The organism is Ruegeria sp. CDSA221 (assembly GCF_059611825.1).
Window position 1 is genome coordinate 329,728 of record NZ_JBXWPK010000002.1, and the last position, 25,677, is coordinate 355,404.

Below are 25,677 nucleotides of genomic sequence, written 5' to 3' on the forward strand. Positions count from 1 at the left end.
CACCGCCCGGATGATCCCCGAAGAACGCCTTGAACAGATAACTCAGCGATTCCAATACCTCGAAGCAGCCATGGCAGATGGTGCTTTGGGCGGCGATATTGCTGTGCTGGCCAAGGAATATTCGGACCTCAAGCCCGTGGTCGATCAGATCATGGCATGGCGCCAGCTGGTCACTGACCTTGCCGAGGCCGAGGCGATGCTGGCCGATCCCGATATGAGGGAGCTGGCCGAAGAGGAAATCCCCGACCTGCAGGCCCAAATTCCCGGTGCCGAACACGCCCTGCAACTGGCCTTGTTGCCTAGGGATGCAGCCGATGCGCGCCCGGCCATGCTGGAAATCCGTCCTGGAACCGGCGGTGATGAGGCCGCGCTTTTTGCGGGCGACCTGCTGCGCATGTATCAGCGGTATTCCGAAGCGCGCGGTTGGAAATTCGAGATTATCGAGGAGCAGGCGTCGGATCTAGGCGGCATCAAAGAGGTGGTTGCCCATATCAAAGGCGACAACGTCTTTGCCCGTTTGAAATACGAATCTGGCGTTCACCGGGTGCAGCGGGTGCCGGAGACCGAAAGTGGCGGGCGCATTCATACCTCGGCGGCGACGGTGGCGGTTCTGCCCGAGGCCGAGGATGTCGATATTCAGATCGACGCCAATGATATCCGTATCGACACGATGCGCAGCTCGGGTGCGGGTGGGCAGCACGTGAACACCACCGATTCGGCCGTGCGGATTACACACTTGCCCACCGGGCTTGTGGTGACCAGCTCCGAGAAATCTCAACACCGCAATCGCGAGATCGCGATGCAGGTTCTGAAGACTCGACTCTATGATCAGGAGCGTCAGCGGATTGACAGCGAACGCTCGGCAGATCGGGCGAACCAGGTCGGGTCTGGCGACCGGTCGGAACGGATCAGGACCTATAATTTCCCGCAAGGCCGCATGACGGACCACAGGATCAATCTGACGCTGTACAAGTTGGATCAGGTGATGCAGGGCGATCTGGATGAGGTAATCGACGCATTGACCGCGGATGATCAGGCGCGTCTCCTGGCCGAGATGGCGCAATGACCGGCGGCCAGACAGCGGCTCAGGCCATGGTGGCCGCTACGGCAAGATTGCGTGCGGCTGGTGTGGCTGATCCGGCGCGGGATGCGCGGGTTCTACTCGCCCACGCCGCCCGGATCGAAGCAAGTCGCGTGACACTGATTACACCCGAAGAGCTTTTACCGGATATTGCTGAGCGATACGAGCAACTGATCTCGCTTCGGGTCATTCGTGTGCCCGTTTCTCATCTGTTGGGGGAACGTGAGTTTTACGGCCGTCGGTTCAAAGTTAGCCGGGACGTGCTGGATCCACGCCCGGAAACAGAGGTTCTGATCGAGGCCGCGCTGAGCGAACCCTTTGACTATGTCCTCGATCTGGGGGTTGGATCGGGGTGCATCCTGATCACATTGCTGTCCGAACGCACCAGTGCATCGGGTATTGGTGTGGATCTGAGTGAGGCGGCCTGCCTACAGGCCAGTGCAAATGCCGTGCAACACGATGTTCAGAACCGGATCGAAATTAAGCAATCCGATTGGTTTGGAGACATTGAAGCTAAATTTGACCTGATTGTTTCAAACCCGCCCTATATTTCCCTTCCGGAAATGGACACCCTGGCACCTGAAGTGCGGGACCATGAGCCGCGGATGGCATTGACAGACGAAGGTGACGGCTTGGGGGCCTACCGCAGGATTGCTGCCGCCGCCCCGGATTTTCTATTGCCTCATGGTCGGTTACTTGTCGAAATCGGACCTGAGCAAGGGCAGAGCGTCGCATCTTTGTTCGACGCAGCAGGATTGGTAGACGTACGGATCATTCCCGATCTGGATGGTCGCGACCGCGTCGTTTTCGCCAGAATGCCTTCATGACGGAACGTTCTGAGGCCGAAATGCGCCGATTGATATAAAAAAGGTACAAAAATTGGGACAAACCTCTTGTCTGCACGCTCTGGACGTGTTTACTCAGGTGTAGTCAGAGAGGTTGACGCTGTTACAGCGGGCCCCTGACGCCAAGCCCAAAAAAGCCGACATCGTGTCATAGCTAAGCCCTTGAGCAGTGCAAGACGCGAACTGAACGGCAGCGAACGACAAGGCTGACTAAAGTAGATGAGATCTTCCAAATCCCGCTCTCGGGCAAAGAATAACCGCAATCGTCCTTCTGGCGGCAACGTCGTAAACCGAGTTTTCGACAGTTCGGGCCCAGAGGGCAAAGTGCGTGGCACGCCGCAACAGATTATTGATAAATATAATCAGCTTGCACGCGATGCTCAGTTGTCTAACGACCGTGTAGCTGCCGAAAACTTTCAGCAGCACGCCGAACATTACCTGCGTTTGCTTAGCGAAGCTCAGCGTGAAATGGATGCACGCCGTGAGGAGCAAGAGCGTCAGAATCGCGAACGCCAGGCTGAACGAGATCGTGAGCGTGCCGAGCGTCAGGAACGCGAAACCGTCCGCCAGTCGGACCCCGCTGAGGCACCTCAACCTGATGTGATGGGGTTTGCCGCTGACGCAGCTGCTCCGGAATCCGGGCTTGTAGAAACGCCTGAAAGCAAAAGCCCTGAAGAGGCCGAGAAAAAAGAAAAACCGGCCCGTCGGCCTCGGGCGCGCAAGCCTAAAGCCGCACCTGCTGCGACTGAGGACGCGCCCTCTGGCAACGGTGATACGCCTGAAGCGGCAGAGTAAATCAGCCAGTATAGAAAAGAAAAACCCTGCGGTCTGTTAGGCCGCAGGGTTTTTTTGTTTCAGGATCTTTTGACTTCGCGGGCCAATGCGCAGAACGCTTCTAAAGGCACTTGTTCCGCACGTTCGGTGGGTTTGATTCCGGCGGCGATCAGGCGGTCTTCGATATCCGGGGCCACGCCCTTTAGCGAGGCTCGCAGCATTTTGCGGCGCTGATTAAAAGCGGCGGCGACCACGCGGGACAGTGTGGCAGGATCAGCCGGATAGCGCGGTTGCGACAGGGCGATCAGGTGGACCACGGCGCTTGAGACCTTGGGGGGCGGGGTGAACGCTCCGGCTGGCAGTGACATGGCGATGCGCGCGTCGGCCCGCCATTGGGCAAGGATGGCTAAGCGACCATAGGCTTTTCCGCCGGGTTGGGCGACGATCCGTTCAGCCACTTCGCGCTGAAACATCAGGGTCAGGCTTTGCCAGAACGGAGGCCATTGCGGCGGGGTCAGCCAGCGGACCAGCAACTCGGTGCCGACATTGTAGGGCAGGTTCGCCGCCACACGGATCGGAGGGGTCAGATGCGTAAGCGGATCAATCTCAAGCGCGTCACCGTTGATGACCTCAAGCTTGCCGGGATAGGCGGCGGCAATGTCATTCAGGGCAGCGATACAGCGGGTGTCTTTTTCAACTGCAACAACCTTGCGCGCACCTTCTGAAAGTAGCCCACGGGTCAGCCCGCCGGGGCCGGGGCCGATTTCCAGAACATCGCATTCCGCAAGATCTCCGGCCTGCCGCGCGATCTTGGCGGTCAGGTTCAGATCCAGCAAAAAGTTCTGGCCCAGCGACTTGCGAGCCGAGAGTTGATGCGAGGCGATAACCTCGCGCAGAGGAGGAAGGTTGTCGATAGTGCTCATGATCCGATCACCGTGGCGCGGTTTGATAGGAGAGTGCCAGAGAATTTTTACCTCTGGCCGGGATATTTTCAGCCTGCTGAAGGATCAAGAGCTTTGTGCCATCTGCTGGGCAAGTTTCAGCGCTTCGATCAGGCTGGTGGGGTTTGCAAGGCCTTGCCCCGCAATGTCCAGTGCAGTCCCGTGATCGGGTGAGGTTCGGATAAATGGTAGGCCTAGGGTAACGTTCACACCGCGATCGAAATCCAGCGTCTTGATCGGAATCAGAGCCTGATCGTGATACATGGCGATGGCGGCGTCATAGCGCGCGCGCGCTGCGGCGTGGAACAATGTATCCGCGGGGTGCGGGCCGGTTACGGTATACTCTTTGCGGGGCAGCTCCGCGATCAGCGGCGCAATCCAGTCCAGTTCTTCTTGTCCCATCTTGCCGCCTTCACCGGCATGCGGGTTGAGGCCCGCGACGGCTATCCGCGGGGTGGCAATACCGAACTGTGATTGTAATCCCTGAGCTGTGATTTCGATGGTTTCCCGCAAAAGCTCGGGCGTAAGCTCGCAAGGAACGCGTGAGAGCGGGATGTGGATGGTTGCTGGTACAACGCGCAGTTGGTCGCTGGCCAGCATCATCACAACACGTTGGGACCCAGCCAAGGCGCCCAGAAATTCCGTATGGCCGGGGAATGAGAAACCTGCTCCGTCGATAAGTGCTTTCTTGTGGATCGGCGCGGTACATAGCGCCGATGCAGAACCGGACTGAACCAGCGCTACGCCGGTTTCAATGGCAGTGATAACTGATCTGGCGTTGGCTGGATTAGGGTGCCCAGACCGGTTGGGGGCTGGAAAGTCCAGTTGCAGTACGGGCAGGGCAGAGCCACAGATCTCGACCGCCTGAGAGGCGTCGCTGATCTGTACCGACGGTGTCTCCGGCGGCAAATGCGCGGCATCGCCAATATAGAAGAAAGGGCAGGTGGTTCTAAGGCTGGTCCAGGCTTTTGCGGCGATCTCGGGCCCAATTCCGGCCGGATCGCCGCAGCTGAGCGCGATTGGCTTCATTGTTCAACAATAGTTGCGTCGGCACGCATTTGCCCCAACAGGCTTTCTGCAAGTGTTTGCAGCCTTTGCTGGGTCAGAGCATTGGCGACATCTGCACGCGTTGTCTCTTCGCCAAGGTTGCGGGTACGTGTGCACAACATCACAAAAGCCAGTGTTTGGCCGTTGTTGCGGGTCAGCGTTGTTGAAACTTCGTTCAGGTCCAGTTTGGCCAGTTCCAACGCGATATCGCGCGGGATTTCCGACGGTTTGCTGACATTCCGCTCTAAGACTTCGGCTGGCTTGTTTTGCACGATACCGTACAGATCATCGCAAGTGTCTATTTCTTCTTTCAGCTTTTCGGCTGCGGCCAGTGTTTCCGCACTACGACCACCGGGCATGTAATAGACAGCATAGTCGATCTCGGAATAGGTGGGCGTACTCGCAGCGGTCTCACGCAAACCGCGCATCTGAAACAGTGCCACGGCATTGGGCAGCGGAATGGGCTGGGTGACGTCACCATTTTTGAGCCCGATGATGACCGGCTGCAGCGCCGGGGGCAGATCGGTCAAGTTCAACCAGTCAAGGCGCCCCCCATTGGTGCGAGTTCCGGCCGCCGAGTACTGTGTTGCGGCGGTTGAAAAGGAATCATAGCCCTCGATCAAGGCGATCTCTTCGGCCAGCAGTTGAACCTGTGGCAGGTTTTGTTGGTTCACAGGAATAATGATTTCCGAAAGAAGGACTTGCAGGCCGCCACTTCCAGATTGTCCAAGTGCGCGATTGATCTCGTCTTCCGATGGTCTCGCCTGCGACAGAAAACGCGCGCTGACGAATTCACGCCAGGAAATCTGATCCTTGATGAAATCCCGAACCGTCTCACGGGCAACACCGGCATCCGCCAGAAGCTGCAGGAATTCGTCGCTCGAAAGCTGACCGCGGGCTGCAAATTGGTCAATTCCAACCTGAACGTCTTCAGGGGCGACCACGATTCCAGCGTCGCGCATCGCCTGTTTGCGCAGGCGGTCGTCTATCAGAGCTTTGCGCACGTCTTCCTCGGTTGCGCCGGGAACACCCAGAATCGAGAGGAATTGCAGGCGCTGTTCCAGCTCATACCAGGTCACGATGTCTTGATTGACCTTTATGGCAGGCGAGAACAGGTTCTGTGCCACTGCCTTTACAGGTGCTATGGCAATCGAAACTGCAACCAGTGCCGGAGCAACCAGCCCGATATGGCTGGAACGAAAGAAACGTGAAAAACCTGTTATCAACTGCATCTTCTCTTGTACTGTTTGCCGCCACCTTCGACAGAATATCCTGTCAGAGCTACGGTAAAGCCGAATTCGGTCGAAGGCTCAATACTTGATGACGAGGTATAGCGCCTGCTGACCGACATGTTAACCTGAACACACTCGTTCCGGTACGTGATACCCAACCCATATCTGATCGGTTCAGATTCGCTCAGGTCATACCGCGCCTGAGCACGGGTTTGCCAGTTCTGATCGATGTCGTACCGCCCGCGCAACCAGATCTCAGAAATCTCATCGTCGACATTTTCTGCGGGATCTGGTTCTTGCCAGACATAGCTTCCGCTGAGAGCCGTTGTTTCCTTTTGCCATGCAGCACGCAGCTCGGCCTTGGCAAAGCTGAAATCTCCGTTCACCAAACCTCGCCCGGCCAGAGACCACCCATTGGGCGTTTCAAGTTGTCCGGCGATCAACACATCGGACGATGTGCCCTGAAGGCCCGAAGTAAGGTTAAAGTCGGGATCAGCATCCGCACGAAAGACCTGACCGATCGTGGCACGCGCTTGCCAGCCCCTGGAGCCATAACGCGCCCAATTCACCCCAACAACGCCGCTGACCCCATCTTCGCGCCTGTCCTCGGCAGGGAATCGGGACAGGGATAACAGGTTACCCTGGTCAAACTCCTGAAACGTACTTTCGTCGATAGGAACATCATTGTCGGAGACATGCGTCCACCCGATCTGCGCGATGGGTTCCAGCAACTGGGTTGCGCCCGACGCCTCGCGGCGGGTCATTGGCAGGCGCAGCGTCAGTGCGGCGCGCGGGGTCGTGCGGGTCACCTGATCGGGATAGGCGCTGTCGTGGCGGATATTGAACGTATCGATTGACGCGCCTACTTGGGCATCTGCACGCAGCCCCCAGCCCAGTATCCAGCTGCGCAGCCATTCGGTATCGAAGGTCGCTCGGGCAACATCGCGCCCGATAACGTCCTCATTGCTCGTTCTTTCATGGGCATGGCCGATGAAAGCCATCCGCACCTCTCCTCCGACAGCTGCCGGGAAGAAGCGTTTGCGATAGTTCAGGTCGAAGATGCGAGAAGGAATCTGATCCTGATCCTCGCTATCTCGCAAGGTTTTATAGTGGTTTAGGCTGGTCCGGAAAGCGGTATCGCGCTTGATCCTTTCCAGGGCAATTTCGCTGCGCAGACGGTCAAAGTCGGGCAGGCCGTAATCAGCCAGATAGGAATCGTCGGACGTGGTTCGAATGTTGAAGGTCAGGCGATAGTCTTCCGGCAGATCAAACCAGCCGTTGGTAAAGAAATATCCGCGCGCCTCGTCCCGTTGAAGGTCATCGCGAGTATGCGCGCCTTCGATTTTGATCCGTCCGTTCTTAAAGGCCTGACGATAGCGATAGCCCAGAGTTCTGGTCTTACCGGAAAGGTAAGGTGTCAACGTGAGGTCCTTGTGATCTCCAAGCTTGAAGAAATAGGGAACCTTTATGCCTGTGCCCAACTGCGAGGTGGTGCGGACCGATGGGACCAGAAAACCAGTCGCCCGGTCCAGCGTTGGATCGGGGAGACGCAGGTAAGGGAAATAGAAGACCGGCACATCCAGCACCCGGAATTGCGCACCTTCGAAATAGAGCTGTCGTTCCAACTGATCATGGGTCACCTTGCGGGCACGGATTTGCCAGAGCGGTGGCCGCCCATCCGTGCAGACATGGCAAGACGTCGCCGAGACTTTGCTGAACTGGGTGTATCTGCCGCCAGCACGTGTCGCCTGCACCGAGGCAATTTGCACCTGTTGGTCGAACACCATTCGGGCGCCGATCAAAAGGCCGTTGAGCAAACCCCGGTCGAGTTCTGCGGAATCCGCCAGAACTGTCGTTCGATTGCCCTGATCAATCCGGATCGGTCCTTCCAGTGTAAGCTCACCGCTTTCGCGGTCGTACAAAATCCGGCTGGCCGTCATTTTGACGTCACCCTGAAACGCTTCGACATTGCCTTCTGCGATCAGCACACGCTCTGGGGTTATGAAAATCTTGTCGGCGACAAGTAAGGCTGGTGGCTCTTGCTGGGACGCGTTCGTCGTTTGATCCTGTTTCGGCAAAGTCTGGGCTAGGACATCCAAAGGCAAAGACAATGCAAACGCACCCGAGAGCAATAGCAGAGCGAATTTGCGCATCAGCCATCCTCCGCATGCAACAGCAGGCCAAGAGAAAGAAGGATGGCCGCAAATGGCGGGGCCCAGGCTGCAACGAAGATAGGCAACTGACCGTTTTCTCCCAATATTTGCGCGAAATTACGGACGAAATAGATGGCGAAGCCCAGTAACACGGCCGTCAGCACCGCTATTCCGGTGCCGCCGAACCGGACATGTCGCATGGTAAAGGCTGCGCCGATCAGAACCATAGCGACCAGAAACAGAGGCCTCGCCAACTGGACCTGAAACCAGACCTCGTACTGCTTTGTCGAAAATCCGGCTTCGCGCAGGTCTCGGATCAACTGGGGCAAATCGTAGACAGACATCGAATCCTGGTTGGCCAGCCTGTCCAGAATGCGCTGACGTGTCAGGGTGGTCGGAATCTCCAGACGATCATGCTCTTTCGAGCCAGCTTCGGGATTGATGCCGTTCATAAGCGGCCAGATCTTGGCATCCTGTAAAACCCAAAAACCGTCTTCCAACTTGGCCTGTTTGGCAGAGATTTGGCGTGTCGGCTGACCAATCGCGTCGAATGTTATTATGGTGACGTCTTTCAACAGCAGGGTGTTACCGTTTGACGTTCGGCGCGCGTGGACAACCGATTGGCCCTCTTCTGTAGCTTGCCGTAACCACAAACCCTCACTGCTGATCGAAAGAGCTGAGTTGGTGCGGTTACGGTAGGAATCGGAAAGCCGTTGGAATTCTTCGGAAGTTGCGGCAGCAAACGGGTTAAGCACCGCAACTGCCAAGGCTCCGATCAACAGGGCCAGAGTTACAGGCGCAAGCAGGACGCGAATTCCAGACCGCCCGATCGAGCGCGTCACCACCAATTCCGAGCTGCGCGCCAATCCGATGAACAACGCAATCGTGGACAGGATGATCAGCAGAGGTAGCATCTCACCGATGGCGGCGGGCGTATTCAATAGGGTCAGATACAAAAGCCGGCCAAATGACAGATCGACCTCATCAAAGCGCCGTACCTGTTCAATCAGGTCGATCAGAATCATCAGCGTCAAAAAGATACAGCCAATGACCAGAAAGCTCTGGGTGAACCGGCGGGCAAAATATCGATCCAGGATCACCGATGCGCCCTCGGCATCACTGCGTTGCCTGCAGCGGGGGCCTTGAAGTCAAGAGAATCAGCGGTACATGCGCCAGCGCGCAACGGCCTATGCCTGCCCCGATTTGCCAATTCGCCCTCCCGCTCTCCGACCCTGCCGGAACTTTTTCCGCGACTGTAATGCAAATGCCCGGCGGGGAAAACTGCTATCTGGTCAATGCGGTCGCCGCGGGCTAGGTCTTGGGAAACAGATTTTCAGGAGTTCCCAATGAGCAGTCTTGTTCCAATTCAGTTTAAGGCTTTTGACGTGGACGTGATGGCGCAGACCAAAGGGCGCGTCGTGATTATTGTCTCGGATGAAGGCAAGATGAACCCAGCCGCACGCCGCGCCAACCGTCTGACCCGGGGCGCAGTCGCCCGACTTGTCGAAAGCGACCGGTTCGAAAAGGTGAAATCCGGCGATGTAGTCTCTCTTGCCTGGCCAGGCGGAATGGCCGCTGAAGCGCTTGATATTCTCGTGCTGTCGCGCCGTGCCGATGCTGCAGAGGCACGCAAGGCCGGGGCGAAGCTGGCCAAATTGTCTGATCACCAGCCCTTGTTGGTCATGGCCGGAAATCAGGCCCGGACCGAAGAACTGGCATTGGGGATCGTTTTGCGCAGCTATGATTTCGATGCCCATAAAACCCGAGATTCGGATGAAGCCGGACCAGTAACAATCAGTCATCAGAAACATGATGAAGTCGAAGCCGCATTCGCACCGCTGTATGCGATTGCCGATGGTGTCCGGATGACTCGGGATCTGACCAATGAACCCGCCAATGTGCTGACGACGACCGAATTCGCAGATCGTTTGTCCGAAATGAAGGCGCTTGGCCTGGACGTCGAAGTGCTCGACGAAGACAAACTGGCCGAATTGGGTATGCGCACCTTGTTAAGCGTCGGGCAGGGCTCGGTCAGCCCGTCGAAGGTTGTGGTGATGCAGTGGAATGGGGGCGACAAGGATGATGCGCCGCTGGCACTGGTGGGTAAGGGCGTCGTGTTTGACACTGGCGGCATTTCCTTGAAACCCGCCGCAGGTATGGAAGACATGACCATGGACATGGGCGGTGCAGGTGTGGTCGCAGGCACCATGCGGGCGCTGGCCAAGCGCAAGGCCAAAGCCAATGTCGTGGGCCTTGTCGGGCTAGTGGAAAACATGCCTTCAGGCAATGCCACGCGCCCCGGCGATGTCGTCAAGTCGATGAAGGGCGACACGGTCGAGGTCATCAATACCGACGCCGAGGGCCGTTTGGTCCTGTGCGATGTGATGTGGTACGCGCAAGAGCGGTTTGCCCCCGTGGGCATGATCGACCTGGCAACATTGACCGGCGCGATCATCATTGGGCTTGGGCATGAGAATGCAGGTGTCTTTTCGAACAATGACACGTTCTGCAACGCCTTCCTAAAGGCTGCCGGGGCCGAGGATGAGGGCGCATGGCGGATGCCGCTGGGCAAAGCCTATGACGAGCAGCTGAAATCGCGCATCGCCGATATGAAGAATGTCGGTGGACGACCTGCCGGGTCCATCACTGCCGCGCAGTTCCTGCAGCGGTTTGTGAAGGACGAAACCCCCTGGATCCATCTGGACATTGCTGGGGTGGCTTCGATTGCAACCGAGACATCCTATGCGCCCAAAGGGGCCACCGGTTGGGGTGTCCGCGCACTGAGCCGGTTCGTGCAGGACAATTTCGAATAATCCAATGGGCGCCGTTTATTTCTATCACCTGACCCGCCAACCGCTAGAAAACACCTTGCCCGTGTTGCTGGACAAGGCGCGGCAGGCCGGGTGGAAGATAGCTGTGCGGGGAACTGATCCCGCACGGATGGATTGGTTGGACGAAAAGCTGTGGCAGGGCCCCGAGGAAGGGTTCCTGCCACATGGCCGCACCGGGGGGCCGCATGACAGGGACCAGCCCATATTGCTGACGACAGGGGCCGAGGCCACAAATGATCCGGCTTGCGTGATGGCCGTCGATGGCGCGACGGTTGAACCCGAGGAAGTGAACGCGCTGGAACGCGTGTGCATCCTGTTCGATGGGAATGATGATCAGGCTCTCCAACATGCCCGCGGGCAATGGAAAACACTGACCGGAGCGGGCTGTTCGGCGCAATATTGGTCCGAGGAATCGGGCCGGTGGGAAAAAAAGGCCGAGGCATAGGGCCTCCGCAGATTTCAGGAGAATGAGCGATGGAAATGAAGCCCCTGGGCCGTACTGGAATCATGGTGACAGACCTGTGTCTGGGTACGATGACATTTGGTACGCAGACATCCGAGGCCGACGCGCATACTCAGATGGACATGGCACTTGATGGGGGCATTAATTTCGTCGATGCCGCCGAGATGTATCCGGTGAATCCCATCTCGAAAGAGACGGTGGGCCGGACTGAAGAAATTCTGGGCAACTGGAACGCCGCCAACCCGTCACGGCGTGGTGACTATGTTCTGGCAACCAAGCACTCTGGGGCAGGGTTCGCACATGCGCGCGATGGCGCACCGATTTCACCGCAGACAATCCCCGAGGCGGTCGAAGGTTCCTTGCGCCGCCTGCAAACGGATTGCATCGACCTTTATCAGTTTCACTGGCCGAACCGCGGCAGCTATATGTTCCGGCAAAACTGGACCTATGCGCCTTCGGGGCACAATACCGATGAGGTTCTGGACAATATGCACGAGTGCCTTGTTGCCCTGAAGGAACAGGTCAACAAAGGAAATATTCGAGCGTTTGGCCTTTCGAACGAAAGCGCCTGGGGCACCGCTCAGTGGTTGCGGATCGCCGAAGCCACCGGCACGCCCCGCGTGGCATCGGTTCAGAATGAGTATTCTTTGATGTGCCGGCATTTCGACACCGATATGGCCGAGCTGAGCGCGCATGAGGATGTGGGGCTGATGGCCTTTTCACCGCTTGCCGCCGGATTTTTGACCGGGAAATACCAAAACGGCATGGTGCCCGAGGGTTCCCGGATGTCATTGGTGCCTGAGGTGGGAGGACGTCATCGCAGACGGGCATTTGAGGCGGTTGCGGCCTATCTAGAGATCGCTGACCGCCACGATCTGGACCCGGTCCATATGGCGCTGGCCTGGTGCCGGACGCGGCCCTTCATGATGTCGGCCATTTTCGGCGCGACAACGGTGGCGCAGCTTGGGCATATTCTCGACGGTAAGGAACTTCGCCTTTCTGGGGAAATTCTGACTGAAATCACCGAAGCGCATCGCGCGCATCCTATGCCGTTTTAGGGGCGCTGCCCTCGTCTCCGCATGCGGAGCCTCCACCGAGGTATTTTCAGCCAGATGAAGCGGATCCGATTAGTGATGTGTGGGTTGTGTCCTGTCTTGCCTCAGGTCCCGGGCCGAAAGGCCGTGCGCTGTGCGAAAGGCGCGGGCAAAGCTGGATTGCGAGGCGAAACCCGTCGCCAGAGCCACATCCATCAGTGACATATCGGTGTCCGTCACCAATCTGCGTGCCTCGGCCAGTCGGAGCTGCAGGTAATGGTCCTGTGGCGTGGTGTTCAGGCGCAGTCGGAACTGCTGTTGCAGGGTGCGTGAACTGGTGCCCAGTGTCTCGGCGATATCTGCCAATGGCATAGGGTCGTCCAGTGCGGATTGCATCAGCGTATTGGCTTTGGCGGTCAAAGCTGTGTGGCGATGCGGCGCACCGGTGCGGCTTTGTGGTTTTGTGGGATCAGGCGCACCGTCATAGAGGAACAGACCCGAGACGCGGGCGGCAAATCCGGCGCCGTGGCGGGCGGCGATGATATGCAGCATCATCTCGACCGCTGGGATTGCGCCGCCCGAGGTCAGGCGGCCTTCGGAAACGGTAAACCGGTCCGGGCGCACATCGACTTCGGGGAAACGGGCAGAGAAGTTCTCTAAATCTTCCCAATGGGTGGTGGCTGCGTGGCCATCCAGCAAGCCAGCCTCGGCCAGCAGCCAGGGGCCGCCATCAATGCCTGCCATGGTGGCTCCGGTCTTGGCGATGCGGCGCAGGCCGGCCAGCAGGCTGGGCGTGGCATGGCGGGCCAGTTGGAATCCGGCAACGACAATCATCAGATCGCAGGATTGCAGTCGCGCCAAAGGCGTGCCCGGAACCGAAAGCGCACTGGTCAGCATGGCCGGTTCAGCGGTGGCTGTCACATAGTCCCAGTCAAAGGCCGGACGATCCGCCAACCGATTGGCGGCCCGCATCGGATCAACGGCGGAGGCAAAGCTGAGCGTGTTGCATTCGTCCAGCACCAGCACCGCCGTTTTCAGGGCGCGATGTTCGGGCTGCAATATGTTTTTTGCGGATTTCATCAAGTTCGATTCGCATTCTGACAAGTGTTTGACCAAAGCTGCGCCAAACTCGGGGGCGAAAGCAAATCGGAATCCGTGGAGAAGCCTGGGGAAAACTCAGGGTTAACCGGGTATAAGCTGGGGAGAACGCCATGCCTTTGGAAATGAACCGCGAAGTCTTCATTACGTGCGCCGTCACAGGATCGGGTGGGACGCAGGATCGCAGCCCGCATGTGCCGCGTTCGCCAAAGCAGATCGCCGACAGCGCGATAGCTGCAGCCAAGGCAGGGGCGGCGGTGGTGCATTGCCATGTGCGCGACCCTGAGACCGGCGCGCCTTCGCGTGATCTGGCACTGTATCGTGAGGTCACAGAACGCATTCGCGATGCCGAGGTCGACGCCGTGCTGAACCTGACTGCTGGCATGGGCGGCGACATGGTGTTTGGCGGTATCGAAAACCCGCTGCCGCTGGCCGAGGCGGGAACTGATTTGGTTGGCGCGACCGAGCGTGTGGCCCATGTGGCCGAATGTCTGCCGGAAATCTGCACCCTCGACTGCGGCACCATGAATTTTGCCGAGGCCGATTATGTGATGACCAACACGCCGGGTGCGTTGCGCGCGATGGGCCAGATGATGACCGATCTGGGTGTAAAGCCCGAGATTGAGGCCTTTGATACCGGTCATCTGTGGTTCGCCAAGCAGTTGGTGAAAGAGGGCGTTCTGGAACCGAACGCTCTGGTTCAGCTGTGTATGGGCGTTCCATGGGGTGCGCCGGATGATCTGAACACCTTCATGGCGATGGTGAACAACGTGCCGGATGACTGGACCTTCAGCGCGTTCTCGTTGGGCCGGAATGAGATGGCCTATGTGGCCGCTGCGGTTCTGGCAGGTGGCAACGTCCGGGTCGGGCTGGAGGATAACCTGTGGTTGGACAAAGGCGTGTTGGCCGAGAATTGGCAACTGGTAGAACGCGCGGGTAGCATCATCGAGAATATGGGTGCACGGGTGATCGGGCCACAGGAAGTGCGAGAGAAACTGGGGCTGGTGAAACGGGCGCCGAAGTGAAAAGAGGATCATTTATTTGCGTAGCATTGGCTGTAGCGGCTTGCTCGGCACCCGAGTCTAATGAGTAATCCGACGTCGCATTTGATGGGGATCATGCTCTGAATGTGATTTGCGAGAAAATCGCTCGCGACTATCGCGAAGATAGAATTGCGAATCCCGACCTTTGTGTTGGCTATGACGAGAATGGTTGGCCGATAAATGGTGCGGAAATCGAATTGCCAAACAGTTGGAAAAAGAGATGACAAACACAGCAGCAATCATTGGCGGTGGGGTAATCGGTGGTGGATGGGCCGCGCGGTTCCTGCTGAACGGCTGGGATGTCCGGGTATTCGACCCGGACCCGGAAGCCGAGCGTAAGATCGGAGAAGTTCTGGACAATGCGCGCCGCTCGTTGCCGGGGCTAAGCGATGTGCCGTTGCCTCCCGAAGGGGCGCTATCGTTTCATGAGGAAATGGCCGATGCGGTGCAGGGTGCCGCTTGGATTCAGGAAAGCGTGCCGGAACGTCTGGATCTGAAGCTGAAGGTTTACAAGGGCTTGCAAGAGGCTTGTGATCCGGGTGCGATCATCGGGTCCTCAACCAGCGGGTTCAAGCCGTCAGAGTTACAGGAGGGCGCGCTGCGCCCCGAACAGATCGTGGTGACGCATCCGTTCAACCCGGTCTACCTCCTGCCGCTGATCGAACTGGTGCCAACTGGTGCGAACCCGCCGGAGATGATCGAACGGGCGCAAGAGGTCCTGAAATCGGTCGGATTCTTCCCGCTGCATGTGAAAAAAGAGATCGACGCGCATATCGCCGATCGGTTCCTTGAGGCCGTCTGGCGCGAGGCGCTGTGGCTGGTCAAGGACGGCGTCGCCACGACCGAGGAGATCGACGAGGCGATCCGTATGGGCTTTGGCATCCGCTGGGGGCAGATGGGCCTGTTCGAGACCTACCGCGTGGCCGGTGGTGAGGCCGGGATGCGGCATTTCATGGCGCAGTTCGGTCCGGCGCTGAAATGGCCCTGGACCAAGCTGATGGATGTGCCCGAATTCACCGACGAGCTTGTCGACCTGATCGCCGATCAGTCGGATGCGCAATCAGGCATGCATTCGATCCGCGAGCTGGAGCGTATCCGCGACAACAACCTTGTGGGCATGATGCGGGCGCTCAAGGCGCAGAACTGGGGCGCGGGGGCGGTGCTGAACCAGCATGATGCTCTGCTGAAACCGGGTGCGCTGCCATCAATGGAGCAAGCGGATCTGAGCCAACCGATCCTGACTCTGTCCCGTGCCGTGCCTTTGGATTGGACCGATTACAACGGTCATATGAACGAAGCTAAATACCTTGAGGCCTTCGCCGCCGCCACCGACCGGTTCATGGAAATCATAGGCTGCGATATGGAATATATCTCGTCCGGGGGCAGCTATTTCACTGCGGAAAACCACATTCGATACATGAATGAGGTCCATGCCGGCGCAAAGATTGAGGTGCGCACCCAGATGCTGTTGGGGCAGGGCAAGAAACTGCACGTGTTCCACAGCATGTATAGCGGTGAGACGCTGCTGGCGACCGGGGAGAGCTTTTTGCTGCATGTCAGCCTGGAAACACGCCGCCCCAGCCCGCCATCGCCCAGCATTGAGGCCGCTATGGCCCGCATCGCCGAAGCGCAGGCCGGATTGCCTTATCCCGAAGGGGCCGGGGTTGCGATCCGGAAACCCTCATGACCTGCCGGGTGTTGGTGACGGCTGGCGCTTCGGGTGTTGGTCGGGCTATGGCAGAGGCGTTTGATGCGGCCGGGTATGATGTCTGGATCACAGATATTGATCGGGCGGCGCTAGATGGCGTGCCGGATCATTGGACAGCCCACCATGCTGACGTGTCGGACGAGGGCGATATGCATGCCGTGTTCGCCGCGATTTCTGATGCGGGTGGTCTGGATTCGCTCTGCGCCAATGCGGGAATTGCCGGGCCAACCAGCGCAATCGAGGATATCGACCTGAATGATTGGCGTAGCTGCGTAGCGGTCAATCTGGACGGGGCGTTTCTGGCCGCCAAACACGCCGCGCCTATGATGAAATCTGCCGGTGCCGGCAGCATCATCCTGACCTCATCCACGGCGGGGCAATACGGCTATCCGTTTCGTGCGCCCTATGCCGCGGCCAAATGGGCAGTGATCGGATTGATGAAAACACTGGCGATGGAGCTTGGCCCTCACGGCGTCCGCGCCAATGCGATTTGTCCCGGCGCGGTGGAGGGCCCAAGGATGGAAGGCGTTCTGGCACGCGAGGCGGCGACCAAAGGCATGAGCCGGGACGAGGTCTATCAGGGCTATGCCTCGGGCACGTCCATGGGTCGTTTCGTCGAAGCGCAGGACATCGCAAATATGGCTGTCTTTCTGTCCTCTGGCGCAGCGCGATTGGTGTCGGGCCAGGTGATCGCGGTGGATGGCCACACGGTCAATCCCGACCCGAAACTGTAACCTAGCCCTGGTTGGGGCCTCGGATCTGGCGGATGGTCTGACGAACGGCTTGCCAATCGCGGGCTTGCTGAGCGTTCCCGGCGGCCTCGCATTCGCGCATTTTCATTGCGGCTTCTGCCTCGGCCTGGTCACCGTGCGCCGTGTACAAAGCCCGTGCATATTGGGCTGTTTTCAGTGCGTCCATTCCTGTGGTCCTCCGTCTGTGGTCGGAATGCCCGAAAGTTCGCGCCCGGCGACGATACCACAGGTTGTACGGGGATGCATCACATGTCGCGGGAAATCGCTGCTCTGAGCTGTTGCAGGTGCTCTGGAAAGTCCCGCGCGGTCACGACCGCCTCGCGAACCAGAGTGTCGAAATGGCGGCTGAAAATTTCAATCCGGTCGCGATCGCGAAAGGCCATGTAATGGCTTCCTGCGTAAAACACGCAAAGAAGGGGACCGAAAATCGTTACGGGAGCCGAATACAGCCGTTTGGCATCGAACAGATAGATACGCAGCCGTGGGTAGAGCTGTTCACACAACTCCAAAAGGTGGTCAATCTGATCCAGCCGCTTGCGAAGGCTAAGACCTTGATAATAGCCGGTTGCATGCGCAAAGCTGTCGATTTCGTACATCGGCATTGCGATCTCATAATCGGACTGGGCGCTGCGCATCCAGGTCAGTCGATCTTCGGACGCACCTATGGCCTGATCTGCCGTGCGCCCCAGATGCGGTGCGTATTCCCATTCCAGAACGGTGCGGGTCTTGAGCATGTCGGGCAAGGTCGCAGGAACATATCTGATTTTGTAACCCGCTGCCTCTTGGTGCCACTCGAATATGCGCTCATCTACCAGGGCGCGGGGGGCCTCAGTCATGCTCAGCGACAAAGCCAGCAACTCGGCCGCGCTTTCCGGCCGGTCAGACAGGCTCAGCAACCAGTCCGCCGAAACACCCAATGCCGTCGCGCAGCTTCCGACAACATGGGCATTCGGCAACCGTGCCCCGTGATCAGTCAACAGTTGCGATACGGTTGAGCGGTCAACACCGATCTGGCGCGCGAGGGCGCTTCGGCTGATTTGGCGTTCTTCCAATGCGCGGGCCAGGCGCAAACGGAATTGAGCCGCACGGTCGCGTTTGTCTATTTTATCCTGCATGTGGTTATAAATATCACGTTTGATGAGTTTTGTTAATCATATTCGGAATTTTCAACCTAAGCGGCAAGCCGTAATTCTAAAGCCATAACAATATTATGGGTGACGGAATGGAAACACGACGCAGATCGGTCGTGAAGGCGGTTTTGTGGAACGTGATGGGCCTGATCATCATGTCGGTGGTTGGGCTGGTTGCGACAGGGTCCGCCGCGATTGGCGGAACTCTGGCCGTAGTAAACACGGCGATCGGGCTGACACTCTATGTGGTTTATGAGAGGGTCTGGGCGGGCATTTCGTGGGGGCGCAATGTCTGAGCGCCCGGGTCCGGAATGGGGCACTTTCACGCTGATGCTGGCCTGTTATGCTGCCTGGTTGGCCGTGATCTTCTTCCTGCCCATCTGGTTAGCGGTTCCAGTGATGGGCGCGGTGGCCGCGTTACATTCATCATTGACGCATGAAGCACTGCACGGGCATCCTTTTCGCGCCAGATGGCTAAACGAGGCGCTGATGGCGCTGCCCTTGACCTTGTTCATCCCATATCAGCGGTTTAGGGACCTGCATTTGGCGCATCATCGGGATGCAACGCTGACCGATCCCTATGATGATCCTGAATCAAACTATCTGGACCCAAAAGTTTGGTCGGGGCTAGGTCATTGGCACAGGCGATTGTTATCGGTGAACAATACTCTGTTGGGGCGGATCGTTTTGGGCCCTGCAATCGGGCAGGTTGCCTTTGTCAGGGACGAGTTGCGAGGGGCCGCGCGTGGCGAATGGGACATATTGCGCGCATGGGCTTTGCATATGGCAGGCGTGGTTGCGGTTATCTGGATCGTGACCTTGTCGCCCATGCCGGTCTGGGCCTATGTCCTGTCCGCGTATTTGGGGCTTGGCCTTGTCAAAATACGCACTTTTCTGGAACACCGTGCGCATGAAGATGTGGGGGCAAGAACCGTTATCATAGAAGATCGCGGGATATTGTCTTTTCTGTTTTTGAACAACAATTTACATGTAGTTCATCATCTGAACCCGCGTACCCCCTGGTATCAACTTCCGAAGATCTACCAGCAGGGTAAAGAGGGCTATCTGGCCACGAATAAGGCCTATGTATACCCTTCATATGCCGATGTTTTCCGGGCGTATTTCTGGAAGGTAAAAGACCCGGTGGCGCATCCGCTCTGGCCAAAGGGTTGATTTGCGGCCACAAAAGGCGGCATGAGCCTCTGGATACCTGTCACTATCGCCGCCGCAACGTTTCAGACGGTGCGGTTCATGCTGCAAAAATCGCTGAGCAGTGTAAAGCTGACGGCCGCCGGGGCGACATTCGCCCGGTTTGCCTATTCAATCCCGCTGGTTCTAATCGCTCTGATCGCGGCGCTGCAGTTGACGGGGTATTCCTTGCCGCTGCTGACCGCCCGGTTCTGGGTGTTTGCCACCATTGGAGGAACGGCTCAGATCCTTGCCACGATCTGTGTCGTCGCCTTGTTCAAACAGCGCAATTTTGCTGTCGGCATAACTTTTAAGAAAACCGAAGTGATCCAGACCGCCATCGTTGGTTTTCTGGTCCTGGGCGATCAGGTCTCGTCCTGGGCGCTTGGGGCGATCTTTCTGGGGCTGACGGCTGTGTTGCTGCTGTCAAAAAGTCCCGGAGGAGACGGGGCGTGGTGGCGACATCTGACGAACCGGGCCTCGCGGCTTGGCCTGGGATCAGGTGTGCTGTTTGCGTTTTCCTCGGTCAGTTATCGGGGTGCCTCGCTTGAACTGGGCGAGATTGATGCGTGGTTTCGGGCACTTGTGACGCTGGCAGTCGTTGTCTCGCTCCAGTTCGTCAGCATGGGCCTGTGGCTGTTGTGGCGAGACAGGGCCGAGCTGCGCGCCGTGTGGCAGACACGCCGAACAGGCGTATTTGTCGGACTGACCAGCCTGTGCGGATCGTTCTGCTGGTTCTTGGCATTCACCTTGCAAAACGCCGCCTACGTCAAGGCTCTGGGGCAGGTCGAGCTGATCCTCAGCTTGTTCGCGTCGATCTTGTTTTTCCGCGAAACCATCACCCGGCGCGAGATCGCCGGGATGACGTTATTGGGCGCATCAATTCTGGCGCTGGTTTTGTCTATTTAACCCGTGCGGCGTTCGTCGAAGCTGAGCGCGATAAAGCTGGGCAGGTGATCGCCCATTCCCACGACTGAAGGACCGTTGTCAGCGCGCCGTCCACGGCCTCTGACTTCTTTATCCTTCTTGCGATCTTCTCTTTTATCGTCGCGTTTGGGGGCCTCTGTTGGTCGGACCTCAGTTGGCCGGGCCTTTTTTTCGGGCTTTGGCCTCTCGGGTTTCGGCTCTTCCTTTACCGGATTGTCCAAGCGAGGAATTTCTTTTTGAATCAGCTTCTCGATCGCGGCCAGTGCTTTTTCATCGCGACCCGAACAGATAGTGATCGCTTTGCCTTCGCGTCCGGCGCGACCTGTACGACCGATCCGGTGCACATAATCCTCGGGGTGGCCGGGGACGTCGAAATTGATCACATGACTGACCGAGGGCACATCCAATCCGCGCGCGGCAACGTCCGAGGCGACAAGCAGACGTAGTGTTCCGTCACGGAAACCGTCCAGTGTTTTCGTCCGTTGTGACTGATCGAGATCGCCATGGATCGCGGCAGCATCATAGCCGTATTTCTTCAGCGATTTCGCACAGATGTCCACATCGGTCTTACGATTGCAGAAGATGATCGCGTTGGTGCATTTTTCGCCCTCGGAGTCGATCAGCGAACGCAGGACCTGGCGCTTGGCGCTGGCCTCGCGGTCACGGCGACCACCTTTGAACATGACCACACTTTGCTCGATGGTTTCCGAGGCCGTCGCCTGACGGGCAACTTCGATCCGGGTTGGGGCCGACAGGAATGTATCGGTGATCCGCTCAATCTCGGGCGCCATGGTGGCTGAGAAGAACAGCGTTTGGCGTGTGAACGGCGTCAGCGAAAAAATGCGTTCGATATCGGGGATAAAGCCCATATCCAGCATTCGGTCGGCCTCATCCACCACCATGATCTGGACGCCGGTCAACAACAGTTTGCCGCGTTCGAAATGATCCAGCAGGCGACCTGGTGTGGCGATCAGAACGTCGACGCCACGGTCGATCAGCGCATCTTGTTCCTTAAAGCTGACGCCGCCGATCAACAGCGCTTTGGTCAGCTTTACATTTTTGGCATAGGTGTCGAAATTCTCGGCCACCTGCGCGGCCAGTTCCCGTGTCGGGCACAGCACCAGCGACCGCGGCATGCGCGCACGTGCGCGGCCACGTGCCAGCAAAGTGATCATCGGTAGCGTGAAGCTGGCGGTTTTGCCTGTACCGGTCTGGGCGATACCCAGAACGTCCTTGCCCTCAAGCGCGGGTGGGATTGCGCCTTCCTGGATCGGTGTTGGCGTTTCGTATCCGGCTTCCTCAATGGCTTTGAGGACCTTCGGGTTCAGGTTCAGTTCGTTAAACTTTGTCATGTATGTCCGGTTGTTGCGGACACTAAAACCTGGCCCGCGCGTAAAGAATGTGCCGGGCCCGGATGGCCATGCGATGTTTTGTGCATTTCGGCTTGGCGGGACATAACAAAATCACGGGGCAGGGTCAAATGAAGTCACTTTTATGCTGCGACACCGGCTGACCATGCGGATTTATCGCAACAATTCAGGTACTTCCGGGGAAATGTTTCGCGACTTTTCCATCCAAATCCAGCGGACGGTGCTTAATCAGCCCAAACTTTTCGAGGCGGGTGCGAACTTCTTGGTCGGCGCCACTGATTTCATCATAGAAAGCCCGCAGGCCGTGAGCCCCATCTTCTTCTTCGATCCAGCTCAGTAATTCATTCATGTTCATCCCGCCTTGTTCGCGCGGAACATTGGGTGACATGCCTGGCTGATACGAGCCCTTTTCGAACCGGAACCGATAATGGGCTAGCCAATGATCCCAGTCAGGTGCATGACGGTGGCATAGATCAACCTGGGGCAGCTCGACCTTGGTCGGGAGGATTTCGCCATCCTGAAACAGATTGTGAATCCGGAAATTGATCTGAGGTAAGCCTTTGCGAACAAAAAGTTTACCCTGAACATGGCTGAGGAATCCAGCCAGAACAAATCCGCCAAAATTCGGATATAATGCCTGAACGATCCCTTCACGGCCCTGACCTGCGGGGATATAGGCTTTGTACAGGTCTTCGGTTCCGCCCACGGGCTCTATCGGACGAACGCGCACCGCTGGTATATGTTGCGGAATCTCCGCTAATATCACGCCAAGGTCGGATTGCGGCCAGAGGAACTCGTCCAGATCAATATGGGCAAGCCAGTCGACCTCAGCCTTTCTGTAAGTAAAGCTGGCATTTGCGGTTTGCCGGACCTGATGTTTGTCGGGCCTCTCGCGCTTTCGGTTCGCCCAGTACCCTTCGTCGCAGTTGCGTATTTCGATCCGTGGGTGGCGGTTCAGGGCGTTGAACGCAGCCGGGCAGGGCTCGTCCAGATACAGATACATGCGGTCGGCCCCGAGATCGAGGTGATAGGCCGCAAACCGAAGTATGTCCGGGGCCGAGCCCCGGATCGTTGATACAATGCCCCAGCTTGGGACATTATCCGGCATATGAAGCTCGTAACCCTGTCACGCCATCATCTCTTTGGTGGCGGTCAGGTTCAGGTCGGGATAGTCCCGCACGACCCGGTCGATGTCCCACTGCAGGCGAGTCAAATAGACGATGTCGCCGTCATGATCATGAGCGATGTGCTGCTTGTTGGCATTGACGAATTTCTCGACCTCAACCTTTTCACCACTGACCCAGCGGGCGGAGGTGAACTGAGACGCCTCGAACCGTACCGGCAGGCCGTATTCCATCTCAATCCGGCTGGCCAGAACCTCGAATTGCAGCGCGCCAACGACGCCGACGATAAAGCCCGATCCGATCGACGGTTTGAACACCTTGGCCGCGCCTTCCTCGGCGAATTGCATCAGGGCTTTTTCCAGATGCTTGGCTTTCATCGGATCGCCCGGGCGCACGGTCTGCAGCAGTTCCGGCGCAAAGGAGGGGATGCCGGTTACCCGGATCGCTTCGCCCTCGGTCAGCGTATCGCCGATGCGCAGCTGGCCGTGGTTTGGGATGCCGATGATGTCTCCGGCCCAGGCCTCTTCGGCCAGTTCCCGGTCGGATGCAAGAAACAGCACAGGGTTCGAGATTGCCATCGGCTTTTTCGATCGAACATGGGTCAGCTTCATGCCGCGTTTGAAATGGCCCGAGGCCATGCGCACAAATGCCACCCGGTCGCGGTGCTTGGGGTCCATGTTTGCCTGAACCTTGAAGACAAATCCGGACACTTTCTTTTCTTCCGGTGCGATCTGGCGGGGTTCCGCGGACTGTACCTGTGGCTGTGGACCATAGGCGCCGATGCCTTCCATCAGTTCCTTGACGCCGAACGAGTTGATCGCCGAGCCGAACCAGATCGGGGTCATGTGGCCTTCCAATACCGCTTGGGGGTCAAGCGCGGGCAGCAATTCGCGTGCCATCTCAACCTCTTCCAGCAGCTTCTCAAGCAGGTGCTCGGGCACATGTTCAGCCAGCTTGGGGTCGTCCAACCCGTTGATCTGGATGCTTTCGGCCACTTTGTTACGGTCAGCGCGGTCCATCAGCTCCAGCCGGTCGCGAAGCATGTCGTAACAGCCGATAAAGTCGCGGCCGACTCCAATCGGCCAGGCAGCGGGCGTGACGTCGATGGCCAGCATTTCCTGAATTTCGTCGATGATCTCGAACGTATCGCGGCTTTCGCGGTCCATCTTGTTACAGAAGGTCAGGATCGGCAGGTCGCGCAGGCGGCAGACCTCAAACAGTTTCTGGGTCTGGCTTTCCACACCTTTCGCGCCGTCGATCACCATCACGGCCGCGTCCACTGCGGTCAGAGTGCGATAAGTATCTTCCGAGAAATCGCTGTGGCCGGGCGTGTCCACCAGATTGAACCGGAAGTTTCCATAGTCGAAGGACATGGCCGAGGCCGAGACCGAGATCCCGCGATCCTTCTCCATCTGCATGAAATCCGAACGTGTCCGCCGTGCCTCACCCTTGGCGCGTACCTGACCGGCCATCTGGATGGCGCCGCCATACAGCAGGAACTTTTCCGTCAGGGTCGTCTTGCCCGCATCCGGGTGCGAGATGATGGCAAATGTCCGGCGCCGGGCGATCTCGGGCGGCAAGGTGGGTTGGTTCGTGGCGGTATCAAGCATAGTCGCGCGTATAGGCGGGGAATTCTGCCGAAGCAAGACAAAGAGGCTGGTTCGAATCGTCTGCCTGTGGCAATAAGAACATATAGTGAACAAATAATGGAGAGGATCAATGAATTTGAAAGAAATCGCCGATGAGCTGGTGGCGGGATGCCGGGAAAACCGGGCCAAGGCCAATCTGGATAAGCTGTATGCGGTGGATGCCATTTCGGTTGAGGCCGTCGATGCATCCGGTATGGGACGCGAGGCGCATGGGCGCGACGCGATCCGTGGCAAGCACGATTGGTGGGAGAGTTCGACCGAAGTGACGGGCGGAAACGTCAGTGACCCGATGGTGCATGGCGAAGACCGTTTTGCCGTGATCTTTGAGGTGCAGGGCAAGTTCAAGGAAAGCGGTGAGAGCTTCGATATGCGCGAAGTTGCGCTGTATCACGTCGCGGATGGCAAGATCGTCCGGGAAGAGTTCTTCTACTAACCCCTTGTCATCAATCTGTCTTCCCTGTCTGCTGGGTGCAAGACATGCGGATAATCACAGATGGGGAGGAACAGATGGATCTGGGAATAGGTGGAAAGCGCGCGCTGGTCTGTGCCAGCAGTAAAGGTTTGGGTCTGGGCTGCGCCGAGGCTCTGGCAGCGGCTGGTGTGGACCTGGTGATGAACGCACGCGGCGTCGAGGCGTTGGAGGCTGAAGCCGCGCGCTTGCGTTCGGAATATGGTGTCGATGTGCAGAGCGTTGCCTGTGATGTGACCTCGGAAGAGGGGCAGGCGCAGGTGATTGCCGCAGCACAGGGCGTTGATATCCTTGTGACAAATGCCGGTGGCCCACCTCCGGGCATGTGGTCGGATTGGCAGCGTGACGACTTCATCAAGGCATTGGACGCCAACATGCTGACCCCGATTGCCTTCATGAAGGCCTTGTTGCCCGGCATGATGGATAAGGGCTGGGGCCGAGTGGTCAACATCACCTCACAATCCGTACGGGCGCCGATTGCCGTTCTTGGCCTGTCTAATGCGGCACGGACCGGGCTAACCGGATATGTGGCCGGAACGTCCAGGCAGGTCGCGCCGCAAGGTGTGACAATCAATAACCTGTTGCCGGGGATACATGCCACGGATCGGGCGGATTCCCTGGACGGAGGCGTGGCCGCGCAGCAGGGCATTTCCATTGATGAGGCGCGCGCGCAGCGTGAGGCAACTATCCCCACGCGCCGCTATGGCTCGCGGGAAGAATTCGGCGCAACTTGCGCGTTCCTGTGCTCGCAACATGCGGGCTTTATCGTCGGCCAGAACATCCTGTTGGATGGTGGCGCGACCAATCTGACGATGTGA

General features: G+C 58.0%; 25 protein-coding genes. 14 read left to right on the top strand and 11 right to left on the bottom strand.

Going from position 1 to position 25,677, the window contains the following annotated elements; translation table 11 throughout:
- Positions 1–10: 10 nt before the first annotated feature.
- The 3 genes from prfA to AC2FJ5_RS04055 all read left to right on the top strand — a co-directional run bounded on the left by prfA (position 11) and on the right by AC2FJ5_RS04055 (position 2,721).
- On the top strand, positions 11–1,066 hold the full coding sequence (gene prfA / locus AC2FJ5_RS04045; protein WP_281971980.1) for a peptide chain release factor 1: 1,056 nt from the start codon (positions 11–13) through the stop codon (positions 1,064–1,066).
- Entirely contained in the window at positions 1,063–1,908 is an 846-nt protein-coding gene (gene prmC / locus AC2FJ5_RS04050; RefSeq protein ID WP_496792532.1) for a peptide chain release factor N(5)-glutamine methyltransferase, read from the top strand. Before prfA ends, prmC begins: the two co-directional genes overlap by 4 nt.
- Positions 1,909–2,145: 237 nt before the next feature.
- Entirely contained in the window at positions 2,146–2,721 is a 576-nt protein-coding gene (locus AC2FJ5_RS04055; protein WP_496691122.1) for a DUF4167 domain-containing protein, read from the top strand.
- A 59-nt stretch (positions 2,722–2,780) separates the two neighbouring features.
- Here AC2FJ5_RS04055 and rsmA read toward each other — a convergent pair whose 3' ends face one another.
- From rsmA to lptG, 5 genes are all read right to left on the bottom strand, one after another.
- Positions 2,781–3,623, bottom strand: coding sequence for a 16S rRNA (adenine(1518)-N(6)/adenine(1519)-N(6))-dimethyltransferase RsmA (gene rsmA, locus AC2FJ5_RS04060; protein WP_496792533.1), 843 nt, complete (start codon positions 3,621–3,623; stop codon positions 2,781–2,783).
- Between the two features lie 84 nt (positions 3,624–3,707).
- Positions 3,708–4,670, bottom strand: a complete 963-nt coding sequence (gene pdxA / locus AC2FJ5_RS04065) for a 4-hydroxythreonine-4-phosphate dehydrogenase PdxA (protein WP_496792534.1) — start codon at positions 4,668–4,670, stop codon at positions 3,708–3,710.
- Entirely contained in the window at positions 4,667–5,920 is a 1,254-nt protein-coding gene (locus AC2FJ5_RS04070) for a peptidylprolyl isomerase (RefSeq protein WP_496792535.1), read from the bottom strand. The genes pdxA and AC2FJ5_RS04070 overlap by 4 nt, the downstream gene beginning before the upstream one ends.
- On the bottom strand, positions 5,911–8,073 hold the full coding sequence (locus AC2FJ5_RS04075; protein ID WP_496792537.1) for an LPS-assembly protein LptD: 2,163 nt from the start codon (positions 8,071–8,073) through the stop codon (positions 5,911–5,913). Before AC2FJ5_RS04075 ends, AC2FJ5_RS04070 begins: the two co-directional genes overlap by 10 nt.
- The gene (lptG, locus tag AC2FJ5_RS04080; protein ID WP_496792538.1) at positions 8,073–9,173 is read right to left on the bottom strand and encodes an LPS export ABC transporter permease LptG; all 1,101 of its coding nucleotides are present in this window, start codon (positions 9,171–9,173) and stop codon (positions 8,073–8,075) included. The genes AC2FJ5_RS04075 and lptG overlap by 1 nt, the downstream gene beginning before the upstream one ends.
- A 246-nt stretch (positions 9,174–9,419) precedes the next feature.
- Between lptG and AC2FJ5_RS04085 the strand changes: the two genes are divergently transcribed.
- Genes AC2FJ5_RS04085 through AC2FJ5_RS04095 form a run of 3 tightly spaced genes read left to right on the top strand, consistent with a single transcriptional unit; the run spans position 9,420 to position 12,425 of the window.
- Positions 9,420–10,886 carry a leucyl aminopeptidase gene (locus AC2FJ5_RS04085; protein WP_142633421.1) on the top strand — a complete coding sequence of 489 codons (1,467 nt, stop codon included), beginning with the start codon at positions 9,420–9,422 and terminating at the stop codon, positions 10,884–10,886.
- Positions 10,887–10,890: 4 nt separating this feature from the next.
- Positions 10,891–11,349, top strand: coding sequence for a DNA polymerase III subunit chi (locus AC2FJ5_RS04090; protein WP_496792539.1), 459 nt, complete (start codon positions 10,891–10,893; stop codon positions 11,347–11,349).
- Positions 11,350–11,378: 29 nt separating this feature from the next.
- A complete protein-coding gene (locus AC2FJ5_RS04095; RefSeq protein WP_496792541.1) occupies positions 11,379–12,425 on the top strand; it encodes an aldo/keto reductase in 1,047 nt (348 codons plus the stop codon).
- A 69-nt stretch (positions 12,426–12,494) separates the two neighbouring features.
- Here AC2FJ5_RS04095 and AC2FJ5_RS04100 read toward each other — a convergent pair whose 3' ends face one another.
- Positions 12,495–13,481 (bottom strand): GlxA family transcriptional regulator, encoded by a 987-nt coding sequence (locus AC2FJ5_RS04100; protein ID WP_496792542.1) that lies wholly within the window; start codon positions 13,479–13,481, stop codon positions 12,495–12,497.
- 131 nt (positions 13,482–13,612) lie between these two features.
- On the opposite strand from AC2FJ5_RS04100, the gene bcoG reads away from it, so the two are divergent.
- From bcoG to AC2FJ5_RS04115, 3 genes are all read left to right on the top strand, one after another.
- Positions 13,613–14,524 carry a 3-dehydrocarnitine:acetyl-CoA trimethylamine transferase BcoG gene (gene bcoG, locus AC2FJ5_RS04105; protein WP_496792544.1) on the top strand — a complete coding sequence of 304 codons (912 nt, stop codon included), beginning with the start codon at positions 13,613–13,615 and terminating at the stop codon, positions 14,522–14,524.
- Positions 14,525–14,762: 238 nt separating this feature from the next.
- Positions 14,763–16,229, top strand: a complete 1,467-nt coding sequence (locus AC2FJ5_RS04110; protein ID WP_496792545.1) for a carnitine 3-dehydrogenase — start codon at positions 14,763–14,765, stop codon at positions 16,227–16,229.
- Complete coding sequence (locus tag AC2FJ5_RS04115; protein ID WP_496792546.1) at positions 16,226–16,984, top strand: SDR family oxidoreductase; 759 nt, start codon at positions 16,226–16,228, stop codon at positions 16,982–16,984. Before AC2FJ5_RS04110 ends, AC2FJ5_RS04115 begins: the two co-directional genes overlap by 4 nt.
- 1 nt (position 16,985) lies before the next feature.
- Here AC2FJ5_RS04115 and AC2FJ5_RS04120 read toward each other — a convergent pair whose 3' ends face one another.
- Together AC2FJ5_RS04120 and AC2FJ5_RS04125 are read right to left on the bottom strand one after the other, a co-directional pair.
- Positions 16,986–17,168, bottom strand: a complete 183-nt coding sequence (locus AC2FJ5_RS04120; protein WP_142633436.1) for a hypothetical protein — start codon at positions 17,166–17,168, stop codon at positions 16,986–16,988.
- A 79-nt stretch (positions 17,169–17,247) separates the two neighbouring features.
- A complete protein-coding gene (locus AC2FJ5_RS04125) occupies positions 17,248–18,117 on the bottom strand; it encodes a helix-turn-helix domain-containing protein (protein WP_496792547.1) in 870 nt (289 codons plus the stop codon).
- Between the two features lie 107 nt (positions 18,118–18,224).
- Here AC2FJ5_RS04125 and AC2FJ5_RS04130 point away from each other — a divergent pair, with 107 nt between their 5' ends.
- From AC2FJ5_RS04130 to AC2FJ5_RS04140, 3 genes are read left to right on the top strand one after another with little or no spacing between them, the layout of a single operon-like run.
- A complete protein-coding gene (locus AC2FJ5_RS04130) occupies positions 18,225–18,428 on the top strand; it encodes a DUF2061 domain-containing protein (RefSeq protein WP_142635106.1) in 204 nt (67 codons plus the stop codon).
- Entirely contained in the window at positions 18,421–19,305 is an 885-nt protein-coding gene (locus tag AC2FJ5_RS04135) for a fatty acid desaturase (RefSeq protein WP_496708523.1), read from the top strand. Before AC2FJ5_RS04130 ends, AC2FJ5_RS04135 begins: the two co-directional genes overlap by 8 nt.
- A gap of 21 nt (positions 19,306–19,326) precedes the next feature.
- Complete coding sequence (locus tag AC2FJ5_RS04140) at positions 19,327–20,229, top strand: EamA family transporter (RefSeq protein WP_496792549.1); 903 nt, start codon at positions 19,327–19,329, stop codon at positions 20,227–20,229.
- Here AC2FJ5_RS04140 and AC2FJ5_RS04145 read toward each other — a convergent pair.
- From AC2FJ5_RS04145 to AC2FJ5_RS04155, 3 genes are all read right to left on the bottom strand, one after another.
- Entirely contained in the window at positions 20,226–21,599 is a 1,374-nt protein-coding gene (locus AC2FJ5_RS04145; protein ID WP_496691135.1) for a DEAD/DEAH box helicase, read from the bottom strand. The genes AC2FJ5_RS04140 and AC2FJ5_RS04145 overlap by 4 nt on opposite strands.
- A gap of 184 nt (positions 21,600–21,783) precedes the next feature.
- Entirely contained in the window at positions 21,784–22,725 is a 942-nt protein-coding gene (locus AC2FJ5_RS04150; protein ID WP_496792550.1) for a glycosyltransferase family 2 protein, read from the bottom strand.
- 18 nt (positions 22,726–22,743) lie between these two features.
- A complete protein-coding gene (locus AC2FJ5_RS04155) occupies positions 22,744–24,351 on the bottom strand; it encodes a peptide chain release factor 3 (RefSeq protein ID WP_281994525.1) in 1,608 nt (535 codons plus the stop codon).
- Positions 24,352–24,460: 109 nt separating this feature from the next.
- On the opposite strand from AC2FJ5_RS04155, the gene AC2FJ5_RS04160 reads away from it, so the two are divergent.
- Together AC2FJ5_RS04160 and AC2FJ5_RS04165 are read left to right on the top strand one after the other, a co-directional pair.
- Complete coding sequence (locus AC2FJ5_RS04160) at positions 24,461–24,823, top strand: SnoaL-like domain-containing protein (RefSeq protein WP_496792551.1); 363 nt, start codon at positions 24,461–24,463, stop codon at positions 24,821–24,823.
- Between the two features lie 74 nt (positions 24,824–24,897).
- Positions 24,898–25,677, top strand: a complete 780-nt coding sequence (locus AC2FJ5_RS04165) for an SDR family oxidoreductase (RefSeq protein WP_496792643.1) — start codon at positions 24,898–24,900, stop codon at positions 25,675–25,677.